Origin of the sequence: Pseudomonas sp. Mn2068 (assembly GCF_049319725.1) — a bacterium.
GTDB lineage: Bacteria > Pseudomonadota > Gammaproteobacteria > Pseudomonadales > Pseudomonadaceae > Aquipseudomonas > Aquipseudomonas gingeri.
In genome coordinates this window covers 865921-888412 of the sequence record NZ_JBMOUG010000001.1, presented here as the reverse complement: position 1 = coordinate 888412, position 22492 = coordinate 865921, and the positions used below count along the sequence as shown (strand labels likewise).

Below are 22492 nucleotides of genomic sequence, written 5' to 3'. Positions count from 1 at the left end.
CGACTCAGGGGCGGGGGAGCTGTTCGCGGCGGAACTGTCGCCCCAGGTCCTGGGCCAGCTCGATGAAGTTCTGCCGGGTCGGGTCCTGGTCCTCCGTCCGCACGATCAGGGTGATCGGTGCCACCAGCCGTGGACTGGCTTCGCCGATCCGGCAGTAGACGACGCTGTGGCGATGAAAACTGCGCATGGACGCCGGTACCACCGAGATTCCGGCACCGGCGGCCACCAGGTTGATGTTGGTCAGCATGCGCTCGATTTCGAAGGCGATCTTCGGGGTGAAGCCGGCGCGCTCGCAAGCCTCCACCAGTTTGGCGTACATGCCCGGCGCGCCGTGGCGACGCACCAGGATAAACGACTCGTCGGCCAGGTCGCCGATGGCAATCACCGGCATGGCGTCGATTTCGTCCGGGCTCAGGCCGTTGACCAGGACGTCCGCCGGCAGCAGGCGGTGTCCCACCGGCAGTACCAGCAGCATTTCTTCGTTGAGCAACCGGTACAGGGTCACGCCCCGGGGGCGGCTCACCGGTGCGCGCAGGATGCCCAGGTCCATGCGCCCCAGGTTCACTTCGTCGGTCAGTTCCCCGGCATTGCCCTCGCTGAGCAGCAGCTCGACGTTGGGGTAGAGCCCGCGATAGGCGCGGATCATCCCGGGAATCAGCGGGTGGGCGGCCGCCGAGCTGGTGAAGCCGATCGACAGCTTGCCCTCCAGGCCCTGGGCTGCCCGTGCCGCGCGTTTCGAACCCTCGTCGACCCGATTGAGAATGGCCCGGGCTTCTTGCAGGAAGACCTGCCCGCCGGCGGTCAGGTCGACGCCCTTGGGATGCCGCTTGAACAGGTCGAAGCCCAGTTCCTTTTCCAGCAGGCGGATCTGGTTGCTCAGGGGCGGCTGCTGCATGTTCAGGCGTGCGGCGGCACGGGTGAAATGCAGTTCTTCGGCGACCATCAGGAAGTAACGCAGGTGTCGGAGTTCCATGGGGCTTCTTTTAGTGTGAGGGGCTGTTGTTGCCAGTACCTTCGAACCGCCTCGATTGTAGCGGCAGGCCTGTCGTGCGGCCATGTGCTAAATCGGGCGTGAGTGCTGGCCCGTATGCCAGTACCATGGGCGAGGATCGACAGGCGACGGTGCGGCGGATGGGGTTGGGGTTCTTCAAGCGGGGCGTGGTACAGATTCTGATCGCGGTCGCCTGCGGCATCGCCCTCGGGCGTTGGCATCCGGCGCTGGCGGTGGAAATGAAACCCCTCAGCGACGGTTTCGTCCGATTGATCGGCATGCCCATCAGCCTGCTGGTGTTCGCCCTGGTGGTCTCGGGTATCGCCGGCATGCGCAGCCAGGCCGAAGCGGCCAAGATCGGCGGCAAGGCCTTGCTGTTTTTTGCCCTGATGACCCTGTTGTCGCTGCTGATCGGCGTCGCGGCGGCGTTGTTGCTGCATCCGGGCAACGATCTGGGGCCGGGATTTCCCCTGGACGAACTGTCGAGCCTGACCTCGTCGAGCGAGTATTTCCTCGCCCAGTGGCGGCAGTGGCAGTTCTCCGAGGCCACGCTGGCAACCATCCCGGGCAGTTTTTTCGGCGCCTTCGCCCAGGGCAATATCCAGCAGGTGCTGTTGCTCGCCCTGATGTTCGGCATCGCCCTGGCCTGGAGCGGCGAGCGCGGGGCACCGGTACGGCAGATGATCGAGCTGTTGCTCGAACTGTTGTTCGGCCTGATGAACCTGATTCTCAAGCTGGCGCCCCTGGCGGCCTTCGGCGCCATCGCTTTCACCATCGGCCGGTACGGGGTCGGCTCGATGGTGCCGTTGCTCAAGTTCGTCGCCACCCTGTACCTGGCCAGCGTGGTCTTTATCGTGCTGGTCCTGGGACTGGTCAGCCAGCTCGCGGGCGTCAGTCTCTGGCGTCTGCTGCTGTATGTGAAGGACGAGCTGGCACTGGTGCTGTTCACCACCTCGTCGATTGCCGCGCTGCCGGGCCTGATCGCCAGGATGGAGCGTCTGGGCTGTTCGCCGGCGGTGGTGCGACTGGTCATGCCGGCGGGGTATTCGTTCAACCTCAACGGCACCAACCTGTACCTGGCGGTGGCGGTGATCTTCCTGGCCCAGGTCCAGGAGATTCCCTTGAGCCTGGCCCAACTGGTGATGCTGGTGCTGGTGGCCTCGCTGACTTCCAAGGGCGCCACCAGCGTGACCGGTTCGGCCTTTGTCGCCCTGACCGCCACCCTCGGTGCGCTGCCGTTCCTGCCCACCGAAGGCGTGGTCCTGCTGCTGGGCGTCGAGCGGCTGATGAAATGCCGCTCGCTGACCAACGCCATCGGCAACTGCGTGGCCTGCGTGGCCATTGCCCGCTGGGATAACGCCCTTGACCGCGAGGTGCTGCGGCGTGAACTCAAGGCGCCGTTTTCAGCAGGGCCGACAGCGCCTGACTGAGCGCCTGCGGGCGACCGCTGAACAGCCTCTGCAGCGCTTCGGGGCGCTCCAGCTGGCGATAGAGCGCCTCGCGCTCGGCAAAGTTGCCGGCCAGGCGGCAGGCGGCGCGGATGTACTCTTCCAGGGTATGGGTGATGGTCCAGTCCGGCAGGCCGATCCGGCGGAACAAGCCCTCGTCGATATGCTCGAACACTTCCGGCCCGGTCTTGCAGATCCCGGGCAGACCCACGGTCAGGGCGTCGATGATGCCGTTGGTATTGCCGAAGGGCAGGGGGCTGAGGAACAGGTCGCACTGGTTGAAGATCGCCAGGTAGTCCTGGTACGGCTGGTGGGCATACACCACCGCCTGCGGCACGTAGCGCTGGATCAGTCGGAGCACCTGCGGATAGAGCAGGCCCTGGGCCTGGCCGATCAGGAAGTGCAGGCGCACTTCGCGGCCATGGAGCCGCGGCGTCAGCTCGACGATCTTCTGGCAGGCCAGGAGAAAGCGCGGGTTGAGCTTCATCGTGGTCGCCGCGATGGCGATATGCACCAGCGGCGAGTCCTGGCGTTGACGCTTGGGCAGCGGCACCGCATGGGCCGAGGGGCGATACGGCTGGCCGTCGGCGGGCAGGCGCAACAGCCGTTCGCTGAAGCAGGCCGGGTCGCCGATGAAATCTTCTTCGACACTGATGTAGTCGATATGCCGCGAGCGAGTGGTCGCCGGATGCCCGAGGGCGGCGACCTGCAATGGCGCCAGGCGCAGGTTGCTGGCGAACAGGGTGATCGGGAACATGCCGACGCTGGGCATGTAGAACACCTGCGGCGCCCATGCCTGCGCGACGTTCCTGAGCTGGCGCAGGCAGGCATAGAGGTCGTCAGGCTCGTCGAAGGCAACAAAGTGCTCGAAGACCTCGCGGCCGGCATCGTCGACATTGGCCTGGTAGCCGATGGCGACCAGCTGGAAATCCGCGCGGGCGGCTTCCAGGGTCCTGGAGTGGGTGCGATAGATCGAGTGTCCGGCGGAAAACCATTCGAGCAGGACCAGCATCACCGGTTTGCCGGCGGTGGCGGGACGTGGCGCCGCGGTCGGCAGGTCGAGGATATCCGCGGCGGCGAGCTTGCGTTCCACCAGGCGATTGATCGAGGCCTTGATGTCATGGCGCTGGGGCAGGTCGGCGTAGCTGCAGTGCATGTAGGCATCGTGCAGGATGCCCACGGGCAGGGTGTCCAGGCTGTCGATTTCCTCCAGCCGGCGGGGCAGCCAGGCCAGCAGCGCCTCGCGCTTGGAGTGGGCGGCCTGGGTGCCGATCAGTCGGGGGGAGAGCAAGGCCATGAACAACGCCGCGGCGATATCGCGGTTCTGCTGCCAGAGCAGTTCGACATCCAGCGGCACTTCCGATTCCGCCGAGTAGAGCACGCAGAACTTCACCAGGTCGGTGCTGCTGACCTGGAAGTCCTCGGCCGTCGGCCCCAGGGTATTCAACGATTGCAGCAGGTGGTCGGCGTTGACGAAGGCGCTGGCGGCGAACAGTGACGACAGCCAGCGCTGGAAATGGATCAACTGGCCGAAGCCATCCGGGCTGATGCGAAAGCCGGGGTCGGAGAACAGCGCGGAGATGGCGCTGGTCAGTCGGGTCAGGGCGTGGGCCTCCAGTTCCGCGGCGGGCAGGGCCGGCGATACCGCCAGGGAAAAGGTATTGGAAAGTTTGCCGTAGTGGCGGTCGATCAACAGCAGCAGGCGCACCAGCTCGCGCGCCGCGGCTTCATGGTTGCGGGAGTAGCAGAGGAACTCGAAGTGCTCCAGCGAATAGTTGTCTTCGGGCATCGAATGGGCCTTTGGTGAAAGAGCGTGTATTTGCCAGTGCTGTGGTGGCTGCCGGGGCCTCTTCGCGGGCAAGCCCGCTCCCACGGGATTTATGTGGAGGCACCTGTTGCATGGTCCAGGACTCCTTGGGGCCCTTCGCGGGCAAGCCCGCTCCCACAGAGGTACGCAACAATCCTGTGGGAGCGGGCTTGCCCGCGAAGGCGGCCTCAAGGGCGCCGGCAAGTTCGAGGATCATCCCCCCGAACCTGCCCGCGCCGCGATCCACTCTTAACGCCCCAGCGCAAAAAACGCCTTGTCCAGATTAGCCGAAGCCGTCGCCAGTTTCTGCTTCTGCTCCTTGACCCAGTTTTCGTCGACGCCGAGGCTGGCCTGTTCCGCCGCCAGCATCCGATCCACTTCGGCACGCTGCGGGCCGCCGAGTCCCTTGCTCGACTCGATCATGTTCTGCGCGGTCAGGGATTTGCGGAACTGCGCCTGGGTCAGCGGGAACTGCACATTCTGCATATCGAAGGCCTTCAGCGCTTCGCCGTAGATCTTCTGGACCTCGGCGAAGGGGATGTCCGCCGGTTTCATCTTGTTGGTGCGCCCGTAGGTCACCAGGTCCGAGGCGAAGTGATGGCCGACGCGGAACGGCACATTGGAGTCGCGCTGCAGGACGTCCGCCAGTTCCGTGGTGGTGGAGTAGTCGGCGTCGATTTCCTGGAGGGCCCGATCCTTGTCGATCTGCAGGTTGCTCATCAGGTCGGCGAGCATCTGGAACGAGCTGGCGGTGAGGTCCAGGGTCTTTTCCACCTGGTCGCGCTTGTAGTCCGGCATGCCCGGGGTCACGTTGTGCGCTTCGAACTGGTAGGTCATGGCGCCGCCGACCACGTCGCTGGCCTGCAGGCGCAGCAGGTTCAGGCCGTAGGGGTTGCGCTTCTGCGGCATGATGCTGCTGGTGCCGGTCAGGCGGCCTTCGGTGATCATGATCCACGGGTAGGGCTGGTGGTACTGGGTGTGCATGTCCTGCACCAGGCTGCCGATGGTGGTCGCGGCATTGCTGCAGATGCCGGTCAGCTCCATGCCGGTGTCCAGGGCGCCCAGTTGCGCGGCGTCATAGGAGTTTTCCACGGGACCGTCGAAGCCCAGCAGTTCGGCCAGTTGCTTGCGGTCGACCGGGAAGCTCGATGTGCCCAGGGCTCCCGAGCCCAGTGGGCTGAGGTTGAGACGGGCATAGGCCTGGCGCAGGCGCTCGGCATCGCGGTCGAACACGGCGCTGAAGGCCAGCAGGTAGTGGGCGTAGGTGGTCGGCTGGGCCTGGACGCCATTGGTGTAGGCCGGGACCAGGGTATCGCGGTTCTCCGCGGCCAGCTTGAGGAACACGGCCTTGGACTTGTTCATCGAGTCCAGCAGGCTTAACACACGCTCGCGCTGCATCAGGCGCCGGGTGGTGGACAGGATATCCTGGCGGCTGCGTCCGGAGTGCATGCGCGAACCGTCGGGACCGGCGATGGCGAGGATCAGCGGCTCGTACTTCAGGTAGTCGGCCGGCCGCTCGGCCCCCGGCCGGTTGCCTTCATTGATGACCTGCTCGACGGCCGAGACGATCTTCTTGCCCAGGTCGGGCGGGACGATCTTGTTGTCGATCACCATCACGGTCGAAGCCTTGTTCATTTCCCCCAGGAAATAGAAATAGTCATGGGGCTCCTTGGCGTCGGCGGCATTCGCCGCGCCCATGGCCAGCATCAGCAACGGTCCGAGGGCCAGCCGGCTGAGACGAAACGGAGGGCAGGTCGGCTTAAGGTTCTTCATGGTCGTGGGGTCTCTCTACACGGTTGTCGAATGGATTGGAAACAGAGGTCTGGTCGAAGCTGGCCAGGTCGATGCCGGGGCGGTCACGCAGGCTATCGAGGGGTGTCAGGCGGCTGTTGTCCTGTAGCGGACGGGCCCAGAAGCCATCGTTCATGGTTCTTTGCATGGCATCGCTGGCGGAGGCGGTCGTCGGGTCGGTCAGGCGGTTGCTGATCGTGCCGCCCTGGCGGAACACCACGGCGCCGCTGCCGCTGGCGGCAAAGGTGGTGACGTCGGTGGTATGGCTGATAAAGCGTCCGGCGGGTGATTCGGTGCTGACCAGCACGCCGCCGTCGGCGGCCAGCAGGCTGTTGTTGCCGCCATCGAAGCTCAGGGCGTAGCCGCCGGCGCTGTAGCCGTCGAGGCTCAGTTGGCCGCTGCCGCCGGTCTGCATCAGGGTGTAGGCACTGTTGCTATTGCCGACGATGGCAATGCCCGAGTTGCTGCCGTCGGTACGCCCGTTGAGGCGCAGGTTGCCGCTGCCCGAGAGCAGGCTCACGCCGTTGGCCGGACCCGCCGATGCGGCGCGGATGAGGATCCCGGCCTTGCCCGCGGCGCCGCTGGTGCCGGTCAGGGTCAGGTCGCCGCTGACGGTCGACAGGGTCGCCGAGCTGGCGTTGCCGGAGGGATAGAGGCTGATGCCGTTGCCGTAGGTGGAACTGCCGGTCAGCGCCACCGAGCCGCTGCCGGTGGCCTGGATCCGGTTGATGCCGGTGGCCATGCCGATGCCGTCGGCGTAGCCGCTGCTGCCGCGCAGGGTCAGTTGGCCGTCGTCGACGCTGACCAGCGCCCGGCCGTTGCCGTAGAAATCGATGCCGTTGCCCTGGTCGGCGGCACGGCCGTCGAGGGTGATATTACCGTTGCCGTGGGTCTGGATGATGTTGGTCACGCTGAGGATGGCGATGCCGTGATCCAGCTCGCCGCTGTTGGGTGAGTGGAAGTTGCCGAGCAGGCTGATGTTGCCGCTCTGCGAGGTGATGCTGTTGGTCGAGGCGATCCCGCTGCCGCCCAGCGCGATGGCGTCCGAGGTGCCCACCGAGTCGCCGCGCAGGGTGATATTGCCCGTGGTGGTGGAGACGTTGACGCCCTGGGAAGCGCCCGTGGAGTTGAAGAAGATCCCGTAGCCGCCAAAGCTGTTGGTGCTGTTGCCGCTGAGCAGCAGATCGCCAGTGGTGGTCGAGAGGTTGACGCTGGCGTTACTGCCTGAGGGGGCGAGATCGATGCCGCGTCCCGAGGCGCTGGTGCCGTCCAGGGTCAACCGGCCGCTTTGCGTGCTGACGTTGATCGCCCCATAGGCACCGCTGGCATCGAAGAAGATCGCCCGGAACGAGCCACTGGTGTTGTTGATCACCGTGCTGTTGGCCGACAGCGTGACGTTGCCGGCGCTGCTGCCGATATTGATCCGCGAGCCCGGCGTGGCGGCACTGCCGCTGCCGGAGCTGACCAGGGCCAATGCCGGCGTGGTGCCGCCGGAAGTGTTGCCCGACAGGCTGATATCGCCGTCGCTCAGCAGGTTGATCGAAGAGCCGATCCCCGTGGCGTTGAGGATCGTGCCATAGGAGCCGCCGCTGTCACCGCTGACCAGCAGCTTGCCGCCGGCCGTGGCCTGGAGGTTCACCACGCCATTGCCGGAGGCCGACAGGTTGACCCCGCGCCCGCTGGTGCTGCTGCCATTGACCGTCAGGGTGCCGCTGCCGACCCGGACGTTCTGGGTGGAGCCAGCGGCTGTCGAGCAGATCAGCACGCCCTGGCCGGATGTCGCGCTGCCGTTGAGGGTGATATTGCCCGAGCCGGTGGCGGCGATGGTGTTGCTGGTGCTGAAGATCCGTGTGCCGTTGCCGCTGCCCAGGTTGCTGCTGTCGATACGGATCGAGCCGGCGCCGCTGGTGACGATCTGGCTGCCGCCGGTGAGCACGAAGGCATCGCCGGTGCCGCTGGTGCTGGCCTGGTTGGCGACGATGGCGATGCTGCCGCCGCCCGCGTCCAGCAGGCTGGCGCCGCCGATCTGTACCGCACCGGCGGTGGAACCGCTGGCCAGGGTCGAGGAGGTGGCGCCGCGGATCAGGATGTCGCCGCCGCTGGTGAGCAGTTGGCTGTTGTTCAGCGACACACCGAAGCCGTTGCTGACGTTGGTGCTGGCAAAGGACCCGGTGGGCGAGGCCGCGCCGCTGATGGTCAGGTTGCCACCGTTGGTGCGGATGCTGGCGTTGCTCAGTTGCACCGAGCCGTTGCCGCTGTTGTTGAAGTTCGACAGCAGCGAGACGTTCAGCGTCTTGCCGCTGGCGTTGCTGATGCTGGTGTTGGTCATCACGATATTGCGATGGGCCTGCAGGGTCAGGCTCGCGTTGCCGACCGCCTTGACGTTGTCCAGCACGTTGATATCGCCGGACGTGCCGCCCACCGACGTGGTGTAGACGAGGATGTTCGCGCCTTCCGAGAGCGATGCATTGAGAGTGGCCGAGCTCAGGTTGGAGCTGGCCGAGCCGCTGGAGGTGAACGGGTTGCTGCTGGTGGCTCCGGAGCTGGCGCCGCTGGTGATATTGATATTGAACGGATCGATCAGCCAGGTGCCGCCGATGCCGGATGCGGCGCTGAGGTTGACCACGCCAAAGGCGTCCAGGGCATGCCCCGAGGTTTCCGCCAGGCCACCTTTGCCGGCCTGGCCGGCGCCGGTGACACTGATATTGCCGTAGAAGCGGGTGCTGTCCTTCGACCAGAGGATCACCTTGCCGCCGTCGCCGCTGTTCAAGGCATCGGCATGAATGCTGGCATTGCCATCCATGTAGGTGGCGTCGGCCTGGTGCAGCGGGCCGGTGCCCTGGAAATCACCACCGACCAGCACCTGGCCGCCGCCGGCAGCCCCCGAGGCGTCGATACGGGCGCCGTCGTACAGGCCGACATACTGGCCGGTCAGGGTCACGTTGCCGCCGGTTTGCCCCGGGTTGCGCCCGGACACGTCGAGGCTGCCGCTGTTGGCCACGACGCCACTGTCGCCGCCGTCGAGGATGATCGTGCCATTGCGCTGCTGCAGGCTGGTGGCTTCGATGACGCCGCTGTTGTTCACCACCTCGTTGAGCATCGAGTTGCTGGCCCTGGCCGAGAGCATCACCCGGCCGCCGTTGGCTTGCAGTGCGCCGCTGTTGATCACGCTGGCGTTGAGCGCCGGGTTGTCCACGGCCATGTTGATCAGGCCGTCGCCGTTGAAGTCCAGGGTGACTTTTTCCCCGGCGCCGAGCATCACCGAACCGAGCCTGGCGACCACCGTGCCTTCGTTGCGTACCTGGGCCCCGAGCAGGGCGACGTAGCCACCGTCGGCGGCCTTGATCTGGCCCTGGTTGATCACCGTGCCACTGCCGGCGTTACCTTCGAAGAGGTTCTTGCCGGCCATGAAGTTGGCGTCGGACAGGTTCAGGGTACTGGCCACCAGGCCCCCGACATTCACCGCCGAGCCGGCGCCGAACAACACGCCGGAGGGGTTGATCAGGAACACCTGGCCATTGGCGTTGAGCTTGCCGAAGATCTGCGAGGCGTCGCTGGACAGCACGCGGTTCAACGCCACCGACGACGCGCCGGGCTGGTAGAAATTGACCTGGGCGGCGCTGCCGATATTGAAGGTGTCCCAGGTGGTGGACAGGCGATCGCTGCTCTGGTTGACGTTGAGCACATTGCCGCTGCTGCTGATACTGCCACTGCCGGCGGTGATATGACCGTTGCTCGGCAGCGCGTTGGGGTCCAGCGCCCAGGCCGACAGGGGCACCAGGCTGTAGACGGCGGCAAAGATCGCCCAGCTCAGTGGGTTGAGCACCGGGCGGGTCATTCCTGGGGTCTTGTGCGTCTTCATGGTCGCCTCCTCAGAATGAATAGTTGATGCCGGTGCCCAGGGCACTGATCGTGGTCCCGGTACCCGGGGAATAACCGCTGGCCGCATAGACTCCGGAAATCGCGAAGTTGTAGTTGGCCAGCGAGTTGTTCTGCAGCAGCACGTACTGGCTGAACAGCTCGGTCTGCTTGTTCAGCTTGTAGGAGAAACCGACGGCGTACTGGGTGGCGCCCATGCCGGCGGTGGAGCATTCGCGGTTATTCCCGGAAATCATCGTGCACTCGCCCGGCAGGGCCTTGGCGTAGCTGGCGCGCAACTGCAGTTGCCGGGTCACGTCGTGGGTCAGGCCCACCATCCAGGCCTGGCGGCGATAGCGCGACACATCGCTGGAGGTGTTGCTGGTATTGACCACGCCATCCTCGGAGTAGGACAGGTCGTCGGCGATCAGCGAGACCTTGGTCGCCCCGAAGTCGTAGGCCAGGCCATAGCGCAGGCTGAAGTCGTCGGACGAGGTGTTGGCGGTCACATGGGTATTGCTGCCCACGCCCCGGGCATTGCGTCCGATGCTGGCGATACCGAAGTAGTTGACGTGTTTTTCATAGGCGGCGATGGCCGTGAAACCGGCGTTCTCGTAGGTCAGGCTGCCGCCGTAGATGTAGCCTTCGTCCACGTCCGGCGCGGCTTTTTCACCGTTGTTGGAATACGCCAGTTTCATCTGCAGGCCGTGCCACTGGGGTGTCCAGTAGGCGAATACGCCGGACTGGCGACGGTTGAACGCGGCGTCGTCGTTGTTCGATTCCGAGGCGGTGCCCACCGGGCCGCTGTTGCGGGTGATGCTGGTGCTGAAGCCGGGTGAACCGATGATGTTGTAGTGAGCGGCACTGGTCCGGCCGTGAAAGGGGTCGAGGCCGGTCATGCTTTCCTTCATCGGCATGTCCCAGATGCCGTAGAGGAAGGTGCCGCTGTCCGGGTTGGCCAGGGCCACGCCGGTATTGCGCAACTGGTTGTGGGAAGAACTGTCGTCCGGCACGGACACGTCGCTGTGGTCGGCATAGTTCAGCGACAGGCCGTATTCCAGTTGCCAGAGGAAGTCCCAGTCGTAGGCCAGGGGAATCCCGCTGTGGGCGCCGATATAGGAGACGTTGTCGCGCACGCGGGTGAAGCTCGCCATGTTGCGACCGTTGGCGGTCGCCAGTTTGTTCTGGTCGGCCGCAGCCGCCGGGGTGGCGCCATGGCGGTCGACGTATTCGGGCACGAGGCCGACGGAGCCGTAGAGGATGAAGTCGGTCGAGGGTTCTTCGAAATCCTCGCCCTTGCCGCCGATATCGCTGGCCAGGCCGACAAAGGCCTGGGGCGAACCGGAAATCGACAGCCAGAAACGTCGTGCCTCATGCGGGTCGGCGGTGGGCGTGGCACCGGGGGAAAACGCCAGGCTGGCGTTCATCACCAGGTCCTTGTGGTAGACGTTCAGGCCGACACCGTAGCCATAGCGACTGAGCTGGTTTTCGCTGTTGTCCCAGGGCTGCTTGTTCACCGTGACCCGGCCGGCGTCGGCGAACAGCGCGGCTTCGACCTGCGAATCGGCGAAGCGACCCAGGTACTTGCGCAGTTCCAGGCGGCCGAGCACGCCTTCGTCACCGGCGGCTTCGCCCACCGGGTACGCGCGTACGCCGTCGGGACCGCCGAGGCTGAGCTTTTCCGACGCGTCGAGGTTCTTGTCGGCGTATTGCCCGGTGATCGAGCCGAGCAGGGAGAAGCCGTTGCCCAGTTGCTGCAGGCGGCTGAAGGACACATTGGCCTTGGTGTAGTCGCCGGCGGCACGGGCCGTGACCCGGTCGAGGGCGGCGTCGGCGGCGGTGTCCTTGTCCAGGGTGCCGCGGCCGTAGCGCAGGCTCCACAGGTTGCTGCCCAGCCAGCCGTCGCGCCAGTCGCCGTAGAGGGTGATGCTGCGGAAATTGGCTGATTTGCTGACCTGGGTCGCCGCCGTGCGGTCTTCGAAGCGCCGCCATTCGTCCGCCAGGGACAGGTTGATATTGCTGTTGCGGCTACGCAGCAACGAGCTGGTCAGGTAGATCGTGTCGATATCCGCCGAGCCGCTGGCCTGGGCGTCCTTGAGTTCCTTGCCGATCTGGTAGTCCAGGGTGGCATGGTTGAGCCCGAGGGAGACGCCACTGGCCCCCAGCGGTTGCAGATAGCCGATGCTGCGGATGCTCAGGCCTTCCAGGGAGTTCTGGGTATTGAGGGACAGGCTTTCGCCCAGGCCGAGGGCATCGTTGAGGCTGACGCTGGTCGAGATCCGGTTCGCGCCGGTGTAGTAGTTGCCGTAGTTGTCGATGCTGGCACGGGTGGTCCAGGCGGTCATCTCGGTGATCTTCAGCACGATGTCGGCGGCCCCCGGTTGGGCCGATGGGGCGAGGACCGCCCGCACCGAGCCCCCGGCGATATCCGACAGGCGCAACAGCACCCGTTCCAGATCGGCTTCACGGATCACGGTGCCGGGTATCAGGTCGTCGACAAAGCGTTGCTGCATGCCGGCGCTCAGGCGGACATCGGGTGCCGGTTCGGCGCGGACCCGGCCGATCACGCCTTCGCGCACGGCGAGGGCTACGCTGCCGGCCTGGATATTCTGTGGCGGCAGGTAGGCGCGGGCCACCAGGTAACCGTTTTCGCGGTACAGGGCGGTGATGCTGGCGGCAGCGTCGCGCAGGCCGTCGAGGTCCAGTTCCCGGTTCAGGAAGGGTTTCAGTTGCGCCTGCAACTGCGCATCGCTGAATGCCTGGTTGCCGCTCAGGGTGAAATGGCTGACCTTGACCTTCAGGCTGGAGGCCGCCGCGGCGGGGCGATTCGGCTCCGTGGCCGGCGCCTCGATCTGCACACGCTGTCGTGCCGGCGCGGGAACGCGTTCGGAAGGGCTGAGCTGTGAGCGGTTGGCATCGAACAGGGTGCCGGACGAGGGCAGCGTCTCGGCCTGGGCATGGAGCGTGAGCAGGGTGGCGGCCAGCAGCGTCAGATGACGACCACGGCAGATCGGCTGCGCAGGGGCAGAAGCACGTATCCGTTTCATGATGAGGATGGTTCCCGGATTTTTTAATTGTTTTGGGAGATAACGGGATGTTCAGGGGAACGGGGGCGGCCCTGCCGCCCGTTCCCTAGCGCGCCGGAAACAGTCGCTCGGCGGTCAGGGGCGAGGTGTACAGGCCGTTGGCGCTGTGACCGATGCCCGGCACCTGGAATTGCGGATGCTGCACTGCGATATTCCAGTGCTGGCCGAGAAAGCGTTCGTAGGCCAGGTAGTTGAGTTGCCGCTCGACCCGGGTCGCGCCCTGCATGCCGGCGCCGCAGGATTTGTCCATGATCCGGTTGGCCGGGTCATTGTCCTTCGAGCCCACCAGATAGGTGACGTCGCGACCGGCGTAGCGGCGGAACAGCTGCTCGGCGCTCAGGTGCTGGACCTGCAGGTAGGCGGGGGCGGCGTCGATCCCGTAGCGATAGCGGTTGTAGCTGGGGCACATGATCGACACGACCGGGGCGAAGCCCTGGGCCTGGGGCCGGTTGGCGTCGAAATAGACATAGGTGGACGGGCTGGAAATCACGTAACGGATGGCAATGCCGGATTGGCGCAGGCCTTCGTCCTGGGGATTGAGCACGGCATAGCGCTGCATCAACTGGGCACCGGCGGAGTGGCCGATCAGGGTGATGCGCTTGAGGGCCGGGAAGCGTTGGCGATCGGCCAGGTAGCGCACCACATCGTCCAGCGCCTGGAACGAGCTGACCCCGCCGAGGCCGAAGCCCGAGGGTTCCCCCTGCATCCAGTTGTCCTTGCGCCACAGGGGCAGGTCATTGCTGGCGCGGCGATCGGCTTCGGTGAGGAAGTTGGGGGCCAGCAGCAAGGTCCGCTGGTTCGGCAGTTGCGCCAGCTTGAGCAGCTTGCGGCCGGTGGCGAAGTAGGTATCGGCGTTGCGCTTGACCCCGTGAAGGATCACCACCGCCTGTTCGATCTGCGCTTCGGATGCCTGCAGGTCGTGATTGGCAAAGACCACGAACGGATAACGGGCGCCCTGGGGGCCGATCTGGATCGTTTGCTGGGAGCGGTTGCTCTGCCCGGTCTCCGGGGAGGCGCAACCACCGGTCATCAAGGTGCCGGCAATGGCGACAGCGGGCACGAGGACGCGTAGCAGGGTCGTGAGGCGAGTGGGCATAAGTCTGGCAAACCTTCGCAATGCAGCGGTTCTTTGTTGTTGTGGAACCGATGCTAGCAGGCGGGTTTCCATAATAAAAATATCCTGAAAAGCCAATCCTGATACTTTCTGGATATGCTGTTTTCCAGGCGGTTTGCCGCGGCGTCAATGCCCTGGCTCAGGACGCGCTACAATGCCCGCGTCCGGACCTCGACCCTTCCGTCCGGACACGCCTTTGTCCGGAGCCCGATTGTCGATGTACACGCTTACCCGCCTGCAAACCCCGCCGCCCGAATCGATCAAGAGCCAGATCCTGCAGATGGTGGTGGATTACTTCACCGATATCAGCATGGTCGCCCTGACGCCGAGCAACCCGCTGTACAACCTGTATCAATACGGGGTCGGCTACGAAGTGCATCTCTATCTGGAGGCGATGGACGGGTCGAAGGGGATTCCGGCGGAGTTGATCGTGGCGCTGGATGACGAGGACCCGTCGCGGGTGCTCGGTTTCCTGCTGTACCTGCCGGTCAGGGACGATGCCGAGGCCTGTGCCGTGGCCTATATGGCGGTGCAGGCCGACCGGCGTCGACGCGGTATCGCCCGGGCGATGTTGCGGCGGATGGTCGGCCATTACCCCCATGCCGAACTGGCCTGCGCCGCGGGCAAGGTGCCGTATTTCGAGGCGATGGGTTTCCAGGTCCTGGCCGCGCGCGGGCCGCAGGTGGTGATGAACACCCGCGACCACGGCACCGACGGGCTGGTGGCGGTGCTTGATGTGGCACCGATCTACAACACCCTGGAGGTGCGGCAGATCCATGCCTACCTGTTGCAGCAGCACGGCCGGAAAGCGATGGCGGAGGCGGAGAAAAAGCGCGACCGCCACCTCGACCAGATGACACGCCAGGCCAGCGCCCTGGTGCTGGAGCGTCTTGGCTAGGCCGTGGGCCTACTGGCTGCCGAACAGGCTGGTCCAGTAGATCCCCGAGTCACTCTTCGGGTCGACCGCGTAGGCGGCGCCCAGGTCGTGGAATTGCGGATTCATCAGGTTGGCGCAGTGGCCGGGACTGGCGAGCCAGCCGTCGACCACCTTGCGCCCGCTGTCCTGTCCGGCGGCGATGTTCTCGCCGATCCGCTGGGCGATATAGCCCGCCAGTTCAGCCCGGTCGCCCGGGGTATGGCCGTCGCGATCCTGGTGATCGAAGAAGTTGTTGTTGGCCATGTTGCGGCTATGGCTTTCGGCGGCCGTCGCCAGCAGCGCATTCCACACCAGCGGCGTGGTCGCGGCGAAGGCCTGGGCGCCACATTGGCGCGGTTGGGCGCGGGCACTGTTGATCAGCTCCAGCAGCTTCTGGCCTTCGGCCTGGGTATCGCCGAGGCGGGCGGTCAGCAGCGGGCGGGCGAGGACGATCCGCCACTCGTTCCCCTGGCGACTGACACCGATATCGACGAATTGCGGGTCCAGTACCACCCGGCAGAAGCTTTCCTGCACCGCCTTCATGGCTGCGCTGGCATCGCGGGGCCCGGACAGGCTGATTGCCTGCACATTGACCATCGGGTACGCGGCCCGCGCCAGCGCCTGTTGCAGGTCGCCTGCGTTGTCGGGCGGCAGGATCAGCCGCGGGTCGGCGGCCAGCGGGGCAACTCCAGGGAGGCCTGGTTGCCGCAGCGTTGCACCTGGCCACGGTAGCTGTTGATCGACTGCAGCAGTTGCGTTTCTTCGCTGGCCAGGGCGCTGTTGCTCAGCGTCAGGCCCAGGGTCAGGCCAAGCACCAGGCCGGGAAGCGGTACGGCAGAACGCAGGGTGGAAAACAGGACGCGCATGGATATTTCCCTCGAACGGACTGCGCACATGATGCGCGATAGTGCCCCATGGCAGGCAAGGTCTTTTATCTCGGGCGGAGCGGGGAATGATTTGTCCGTGCCGAGGTCAAATCGGCCAGCCAGCCTCGGATAATCTGCCCGGCCGCGGCGCGGCGACACTCCTTGGGCAGGGTTCATTCAACAGGATCGGACCATGCGCCCTATCTGGATTGCCGGCTGTCTCGCGACGGCTCTTGCCACGGGATCGGTCATCGCGGCCGAGCCGGAACCGAAACCGGAAGTCGCCATCGACAAGGCGCAGGTCCTGGAGCAGAAAGCTGCCGACAAGGAGAGCCCGTCGGCGGAGCCCAAGACGCCGACCCTGACCAAGGTCGAGGCGCAAGTAGTGGACCCGGCGGGCGACGCGGCGGTGGCCGACACCATTACCTGCCTGTCGCGGACCATCTACTGGGAAGCCAAGGGCGGTCAGCCGGCCGATATGGAAGCGGTCGCCAGCGTGGTGTTGAACCGCCTGGGCCATGAAGGCTTTCCCGGGACGATCTGCGAGGTGGTCAAGCAGGGTTCCGAGAAAAAAGCCTGCCAGTTTTCCTGGTGGTGCGACGGGCGTTCGGACGAGGTGCAGGAGGAGGACCGCTACACGGTCGCCAAGGAAATCGCGCGCAAGGCCCTCAACCAGCAACTCAAGGATCGCACCCACGGCGCCATGTACTTTCATGACCGCAGCGTGACCCCGGACTGGGTCAAGCAGTACATCAAGACCGCCGAGACCGACAAGTTCCTGTTCTACAAACCCCGGGACGACAAGGCGAAATAACTTCCGCTGCCTCGATAACGGCGGCCAATCCGTGGAAATAGGCTTAAATAAGCGACAGGCGGGGCCGATAACCTTTTCACGCAGGTAGTCGGCGACCGTCGCTGCTGGGTTGCCTCACGGAGAGTTTTACCATGTCCATAAAGTTGCGCTTGTTCCTGCTGATCGGCACCAGCCTGCTCACCGTGCTGGTCATGAGCCTGGCCAGCTACCTGGGCAATGTGCGGATGGCGAGCGCGACGGATGATAGCCAGGTCAGCATGACGGCCCTGCGCAATCACCTCGAAGGCGACATGATGCATGACGCCCTGCGTGCCGATGTCCTGTCGGCGATGCTCGTCGGATTGGAAAAAAGCACCAGTAGCAAGGCCGAGGTGCGTAGCTCCATCGCCGAGCACGCCACGCATTTTCGCGAAGTGCTCGACGAAAACCTCAAGCTGCCGGTCAACGACAGCCTGAAGGCGGCCCTGAACAAGATCAAGCCGAGCCTTGAAACCTATATCAATGCCGCCGAGCATATCGTCGGGCTGGCGCTCGACAACCCGGAGAGCGCCCAGCAGCAACTGGCTTCGTTCAACGCGGTGTTCAGCCAGCTGGAGGACGAGATGTCCAGCCTCAGCAGCCTGATCGAGTCGAATGCGCAATCGACCGGGGAGGGCACCCAGCGGACGATCAGCCACGCCAACCTCACCCTCGCCGGTGTCCTGGTCGCCGGTTTGCTGTTGCTGCTTGTCCAGGGTTATTGGGTCATTCGCAGCATCATGGGGCCGTTGCAGTCCGCCAGCCGGATTGCCGAGCGGATTGCCCATGGCGACCTCAGCGAAGCCATTGTCGAACCCCGGCAACGGGACGAAGCCAGCCTGCTGATTCGCAGCCTGGCGACCATGCAGCGGGACCTGCGCAGCATGATCGAGGTGGTCCGCGGCAACGCCCATGGCGTCAGCGGCATGAGCCAGCAACTGAGTAATGGCTGCCACCAGGTGGCGGGCAGCAGCCAGCAGCAAAGCGATGCGGCCAGCACCATGGCGGCGGCGGCCAGTGAAATGACCGCGAGTATCGAGGAGATTACCCGCCATGCGGAGCGGGCCCTGGGTATGGCCAACCAGGCCGAGGCGCTGGCCAAGGACGGTGGCCGGGTGATTCACCAGGTGGTCAGCGACATGGACGAGATTGCCCGTTCGGCGCAGCAGTCGGCCCAGGTGATCCGTACGCTGGACAAGGAGTCCGAGGGGATTTTCAGCATTATCCAGGTGATCAAGGGCATTGCCGACCAGACCAACCTGCTGGCGCTCAACGCCGCCATCGAGGCCGCCCGGGCCGGTGAACAGGGTCGCGGCTTCGCCGTGGTCGCCGACGAGGTGCGCAGCCTGGCCGGGCGCACCAGCGCTTCAACCCAGGAAATCGCCAGCATGGTCGCACGCATCCAGCAAAGCACGCGCGAGGCGGTCACCAGCATGGAGGCGGGCGTTGCCCAGGTCGACCGGGGCATGGCCGTGACCGCCGATGTCGAACGCGCCATCCGCGAGATCCTCGACGCCACGCTCAATACCAGCCAACTGGTCAACGATATCTCCCGCACGATTGGCGAGCAGAGCCTGGCCAGCAATGAAATTGCCCATCAGGTGGAAATGATTGCCGATATGTCGGTGGGCAACAGCCGGGTGATCGGCGAGACCGCCGCGACCACCGATCAGCTGTCCGCACTGGCCGGGCAGCTTTCGCAATCGGTGGATCGCTTTCGTCTTTGATCAGGCGCGCGCCGGCTGAGCGGCCGGCGCCTCAAGCCAGGTAGCGACGGAACCACGCCACTGTCCTGTCCCACGCGAGCTTGGCCGCCGCTTCGTCGTAGCGGGGCGTCGAGTCGTTGTGGAAACCGTGATTGACTCCCTGGTAGATATGCACTTCATAGGTCTTGCCGGCGGCCTTCAGGGCCTGTTCGTAGGCCGGCCAGCCGTCGGTGATGCCCTTGTCCAGTTCGGCGTAGTGCAGCAACAGCGGCGCCTTGATCCTGGGCACGTCCTCGGCCTTGGGCTGACGGCCATAGAAGGGCACCGCCGCACTCAGCTCGGGATAGGCCACGGCCGCCGCATTGGCAACCCCGCCGCCGTAGCAGAACCCGGTGATCCCGACTTTCCCGGTGGTCGCTCCATGGCTCATCAACCACTCGATGGCGGCGAAGAAGTCGTTCATGAGTTTCTCGGGGTCGACGCTCTTTTGCAGGGCCACGCCTTTCTCGTCGTTGCCGGGATAGCCACCGACCGATGACAGGCCATCGGGCGCCAGGGCGACGAAGCCGGCCTTGGCGACACGCCGGGCGACGTCCTCGATATAGGGGTTGAGTCCGCGATTCTCATGCACCACGACCACCGCCGGTACCTTGCCCGTGGCCTTGGCCGGCCGGACCATATAGGCGCGGACCTGCTGATGGCCCCTGGGCGACGGGTAGGTGATGTATTCGGCGACGATATCCGGATCGGTAAACGGCACCTGCTCGGCCAGCGCGTAGTCCGGGCTCAGCGCCGCCAGCACACTGGCGGCCGCCATGCCGCCGAGGGTGAATTTTGCCGCGCGGTCGAGAAACTCCCGGCGATTGATCCTGCCGTGGACGTAGTAATCGTAGAGTTCGAGCAGTTCAGGGGCAAAGTCCTTCGCGGTGAGACGTGCCATCGGTGCGCTACCTTTCGAGTGGATCGAGGAACCGATCCGCGCCGCCTCGCGGCGCGAATCGACTGGGCCTGGAATGGACTCATTAAAGCAGCCTTTGGCCGTTGCGAACACGCGAGTGTTGAGCAACTTTATTCAATCAGAACAAAACGCTCCAACACTAACCTTTGATCCACCAAGACCTGGCGCCGGCAGTCGAGCCAAAGTGAGCAGTCCGCATCTTCGCGGCCTGACTGGATTGAGGTTCCAAGTGAACGACAAGTATGAAACTGTACCCGTTGTCCCTCTAGGCAACGGCGAATATGAGTTTACAGCGCCTCAGTACGCCGGAGGCTTTCTGGTCCTGGCTGTGTTCGAGTCAACAACCCCAATTGCCAATCTGATGGTTACATAGATTATTCATATGTTTCATTTTACTCAGATGCAACCATTGCCCTCAGGGGGCAATGGTCTGGAGTTGTCGGTGGCCGAATTATTCTTTATCCATGTGCCATTTTTATCTCGAATGTGAGAACGACCGATTATCCGAACCGTCCGGTGATGTAGTCTTCGGTCTGTTTCATTTTCGGGTGGGTGAAGATCGAATCGGTCTCGTCATGCTCGATCAGTTCGCCCATGAACATGAACGCCGTGTAGTCCGATACCCGGGCTGCCTGCTGCATGTTGTGGGTGACGATGATCACCGTGTACTGCTCTTTCAACTCGGTGATCAGTTGCTCGATGCGCCCGGTGGAAATCGGGTCGAGGGCCGAGGTCGGTTCGTCCAGCAGCAGCACCTGCGGGCGCAGGGCGATGGTGCGGGCGATGCACAGGCGCTGTTGCTGGCCGCCGGAGAGGCCTTGCGCGCTCTGCTTGAGCTTGTCCTTGACCTCGTTCCACAGCGCCGCGCCGTGCAGGGCCTGTTCGACCCGCTCATCCATTTCGTGGCGCGACAGCTTTTCGTGGTGGCGCACGGCGTAGGCGATGTTTTCGTAGATCGACATCGGAAACGGCACCGGCTTCTGGAACACCATGCCGACATGGCTGCGCAGGCGGTTCATCGAATAACCGGGGGCGAGGATGTTTTCGCCGTTGAGCAACACTTCGCCACGCGCTTCCTGCTTCGGGTACATCGCGTAGATACGGTTGAACACCCGCAGCAGGGTCGATTTGCCACAACCGGAAGGCCCGATGATCGCCGTGATGCGTTTCTCCGGGATATCCATGTCGATGGACTTCAGCGACCGCTGGTTGTTGTAGAAAAACTCCAGGCCACGAACACGGATCTTGGTGTTCTCGCTGGCAAGGTCACGGGTCTTCATCAGGTCAGCCTATTGCGCAAAAGGATCAATCGGGAAAGCAAACTGAGCAGCAGTACGAACAGGGTCAGCACCAGGGCGCCGGCCCAGGCGAGGGAGTGCCAGTCTTCGAACGGGCTCATGGCGTACTGGAAAATCACCACCGGCACGCTGGCGATCGGCTTGAGCAGGTTGCTGCTCCAGAACTGGTTGCCGAAGGCGGTGAACAGCAGCGGGGCGGTTTCGCCGGTGATGCGCGCCAGGGCCAGCAGCACCCCGGTGACGACGCCGGCCTTGGCCGCGCGCAGGACGATCTGCAGGGTCAGTTTCCACTGCGGTACGCCCAGGGCCAGGGCCGCCTCGCGCATGGTCGAGGGTTGCAGCTGGAGCATTTCGTCGGTGGTCCGCACCACGACCGGAATCACCAGCAGGGCGAGGGTCAGGGCCCCGGCAATGGCGGAGAAACCGACCTGGTGGTTGGTCAACAGGTTCAACGGCAGAATCACCGCGGTGTAGACGAACAGGCCGAGTACGATCGACGGCGCCGAGAGCAGGATGTCGTTGATGAAACGCACGATGCTGCCCAGGCGCGAGTGCCGGGCGAACTCGGCCAGCCAGACCCCGGCCATCAGGCCGATCGGGGTGCCGATCAGCAGGGCGATCGCCGACATCAGGGCACTGCCGTAGAAGGCATTTGCCAGGCCGCCTTCGCTGCCCGGCGGGGGTGTCATATCGGTGAACAGACGCAGGTTGAGGGCCTGGAAGCCGTTGATGATGGTGGTCAGCAGGATCCACACCAGCCAGGTCAGGCCGAACAGCGTGGCGCCGCAGCTGAGGACCATCGCCAGACGGTTCTTGAAGGCGCGGGCCCGGTAAAGACGCTCATTGCCCGTCATAGACCTTCCTTGCGTGAGAGTCGCATGAGCATCAGTCGCGCTAATGCCAGGACGATAAAAGTGACGATGAACAGCAGGAAGCCCAGGGCGATCAGCGCCGAGCGATGCAGGTCGGTATAGGCTTCGCTGAATTCGTTGGCGATGATCGAGGCGATGGAACTGCTCGGCATCAGCAGCGAGGCCGAGAACTGCTGGGCATTGCCCAGTACGAAGGTCACCGCCATGGTTTCGCCCAGGGCCCGGCCGAGGCCGAGGAACACCCCGCCGACCACCGCCGAGCGGGTGTACGGCAGGACGATGTCCCAGACCACTTCCCAGGTGGTGCCGCCCAAGGCATAAGCGGACTCCTTGAGGGTGGTGGGAACGCTGCGAAACACCTCATGCATCACCGAGGTGATGAAGGGCATGATCATGATCGCCAGGACGATGCCGGCGGTCAGCATGCCGATGCCCAGGGGCGGGCCCTGGAACAGCGGGCCGATGCCCGGCAAGGCGCCGAGGTAGTCGTTGATCCACGGCGACAGGTGATCGGCCATGAACGGGCCGAACACGAACAGACCCCACATGCCGTAGATGATCGAGGGAATCCCGGCCAGCAGCTCGACGGCGGAGGCCACGGGCATGCGCAGCCAGGGCGGCGCGACTTCGGTGAGGAATATCGCGATGCCGAAGCTGACGGGCACCGCGATCAGCAAGGCCAGGAAAGAGGTCACGAGGGTGCCGTAGATCGGGACCAGCGCGCCAAAGTGATTGTTGACCGCATCCCATTCGGTGCTGGTCAGGAAGTCGAGACCAAAGGTCTTGAAGGCGAGGCTGCCGCCCCACAGGGTAGAAGCCGCGATGCTTGCCAGGAGTACCAGCACCAGCATGGCGGCGCCGAACATGGTTCGCTTGAACCACAGGTCATGACGCTGGTCGCGGGCGGCCCGGCCATCACTGGCCGTATCGCTGCTGTAGGTGGACAGGG

The 22492-nt window shown here is 64.6% G+C and carries 14 protein-coding genes and 2 pseudogenes; 5 read left to right on the top strand and 11 right to left on the bottom strand.

The window, feature by feature from the left end; genetic code table 11:
* Positions 1–4 precede the first annotated feature (4 nt).
* The gene (locus tag ACL9RJ_RS03785) at positions 5–973 is read right to left on the bottom strand and encodes a LysR family transcriptional regulator (RefSeq protein ID WP_177118959.1); all 969 of its coding nucleotides are present in this window, start codon (positions 971–973) and stop codon (positions 5–7) included.
* 98 nt (positions 974–1071) lie between these two features.
* On the opposite strand from ACL9RJ_RS03785, the gene ACL9RJ_RS03780 reads away from it, so the two are divergent.
* Positions 1072–2421 carry a cation:dicarboxylate symporter family transporter gene (locus ACL9RJ_RS03780; RefSeq protein WP_244861866.1) on the top strand — a complete coding sequence of 450 codons (1350 nt, stop codon included), beginning with the start codon at positions 1072–1074 and terminating at the stop codon, positions 2419–2421.
* On the opposite strand, the gene ACL9RJ_RS03775 is transcribed toward ACL9RJ_RS03780, so the two are convergent.
* The 5 genes from ACL9RJ_RS03775 to ACL9RJ_RS03755 form a co-directional block, all read right to left on the bottom strand.
* Complete coding sequence (locus ACL9RJ_RS03775) at positions 2381–4228, bottom strand: peptide transporter (protein ID WP_177118960.1); 1848 nt, start codon at positions 4226–4228, stop codon at positions 2381–2383. The two genes, ACL9RJ_RS03780 and ACL9RJ_RS03775, sit on opposite strands and share 41 nt — an antisense overlap.
* Before the next feature lie 267 nt (positions 4229–4495).
* Positions 4496–6019: an argininosuccinate lyase gene (locus ACL9RJ_RS03770; protein WP_017127429.1), complete on the bottom strand. Its 1524-nt coding sequence runs from the start codon at positions 6017–6019 to the stop codon at positions 4496–4498.
* Entirely contained in the window at positions 6006–9899 is a 3894-nt protein-coding gene (locus tag ACL9RJ_RS03765) for a beta strand repeat-containing protein (RefSeq protein ID WP_422764902.1), read from the bottom strand. Before ACL9RJ_RS03765 ends, ACL9RJ_RS03770 begins: the two co-directional genes overlap by 14 nt.
* Positions 9900–9909: 10 nt before the next feature.
* Complete coding sequence (locus tag ACL9RJ_RS03760; RefSeq protein ID WP_422764901.1) at positions 9910–12942, bottom strand: ShlB/FhaC/HecB family hemolysin secretion/activation protein; 3033 nt, start codon at positions 12940–12942, stop codon at positions 9910–9912.
* 85 nt (positions 12943–13027) lie between these two features.
* Complete coding sequence (locus ACL9RJ_RS03755) at positions 13028–14077, bottom strand: hypothetical protein (protein ID WP_103032560.1); 1050 nt, start codon at positions 14075–14077, stop codon at positions 13028–13030.
* Between the two features lie 235 nt (positions 14078–14312).
* Between ACL9RJ_RS03755 and ACL9RJ_RS03750 the strand changes: the two genes are divergently transcribed.
* Positions 14313–14993: a GNAT family N-acetyltransferase gene (locus ACL9RJ_RS03750; protein ID WP_017127425.1), complete on the top strand. Its 681-nt coding sequence runs from the start codon at positions 14313–14315 to the stop codon at positions 14991–14993.
* Positions 14994–15002: 9 nt separating this feature from the next.
* Here ACL9RJ_RS03750 and ACL9RJ_RS03745 read toward each other — a convergent pair.
* A pseudogene (locus ACL9RJ_RS03745) lies at positions 15003–15877 on the bottom strand (CAP domain-containing protein).
* 193 nt (positions 15878–16070) lie between these two features.
* On the opposite strand from ACL9RJ_RS03745, the gene ACL9RJ_RS03740 reads away from it, so the two are divergent.
* The 3 genes and pseudogenes from ACL9RJ_RS03740 (at position 16071) to ACL9RJ_RS03730 (ending at position 18436) form a co-directional block, all read left to right on the top strand.
* Positions 16071–16691, top strand: a complete 621-nt coding sequence (locus ACL9RJ_RS03740) for a cell wall hydrolase (protein WP_422764900.1) — start codon at positions 16071–16073, stop codon at positions 16689–16691.
* A gap of 131 nt (positions 16692–16822) precedes the next feature.
* Positions 16823–17578 (top strand): annotated as a pseudogene (locus tag ACL9RJ_RS03735) (HAMP domain-containing protein); the annotation flags it as partial.
* Positions 17573–18436, top strand: a complete 864-nt coding sequence (locus tag ACL9RJ_RS03730) for a methyl-accepting chemotaxis protein (protein WP_420902256.1) — start codon at positions 17573–17575, stop codon at positions 18434–18436. The pseudogene ACL9RJ_RS03735 and the gene ACL9RJ_RS03730, both read left to right, overlap by 6 nt.
* A 31-nt stretch (positions 18437–18467) precedes the next feature.
* On the opposite strand, the gene yghX is transcribed toward ACL9RJ_RS03730, so the two are convergent.
* The 4 genes from yghX to pstC form a co-directional block, all read right to left on the bottom strand.
* Positions 18468–19355 (bottom strand): YghX family hydrolase, encoded by an 888-nt coding sequence (gene yghX, locus ACL9RJ_RS03725; RefSeq protein ID WP_103032561.1) that lies wholly within the window; start codon positions 19353–19355, stop codon positions 18468–18470.
* A gap of 518 nt (positions 19356–19873) precedes the next feature.
* Entirely contained in the window at positions 19874–20653 is a 780-nt protein-coding gene (gene pstB, locus ACL9RJ_RS03720) for a phosphate ABC transporter ATP-binding protein PstB (RefSeq protein WP_017127421.1), read from the bottom strand.
* Positions 20653–21525, bottom strand: a complete 873-nt coding sequence (gene pstA, locus ACL9RJ_RS03715) for a phosphate ABC transporter permease PstA (RefSeq protein ID WP_017127420.1) — start codon at positions 21523–21525, stop codon at positions 20653–20655. Before pstA ends, pstB begins: the two co-directional genes overlap by 1 nt.
* On the bottom strand, positions 21522–22409 hold the full coding sequence (gene pstC, locus ACL9RJ_RS03710; protein WP_370591028.1) for a phosphate ABC transporter permease subunit PstC: 888 nt from the start codon (positions 22407–22409) through the stop codon (positions 21522–21524). Before pstC ends, pstA begins: the two co-directional genes overlap by 4 nt.
* Positions 22410–22492: the final 83 nt, after the last annotated feature.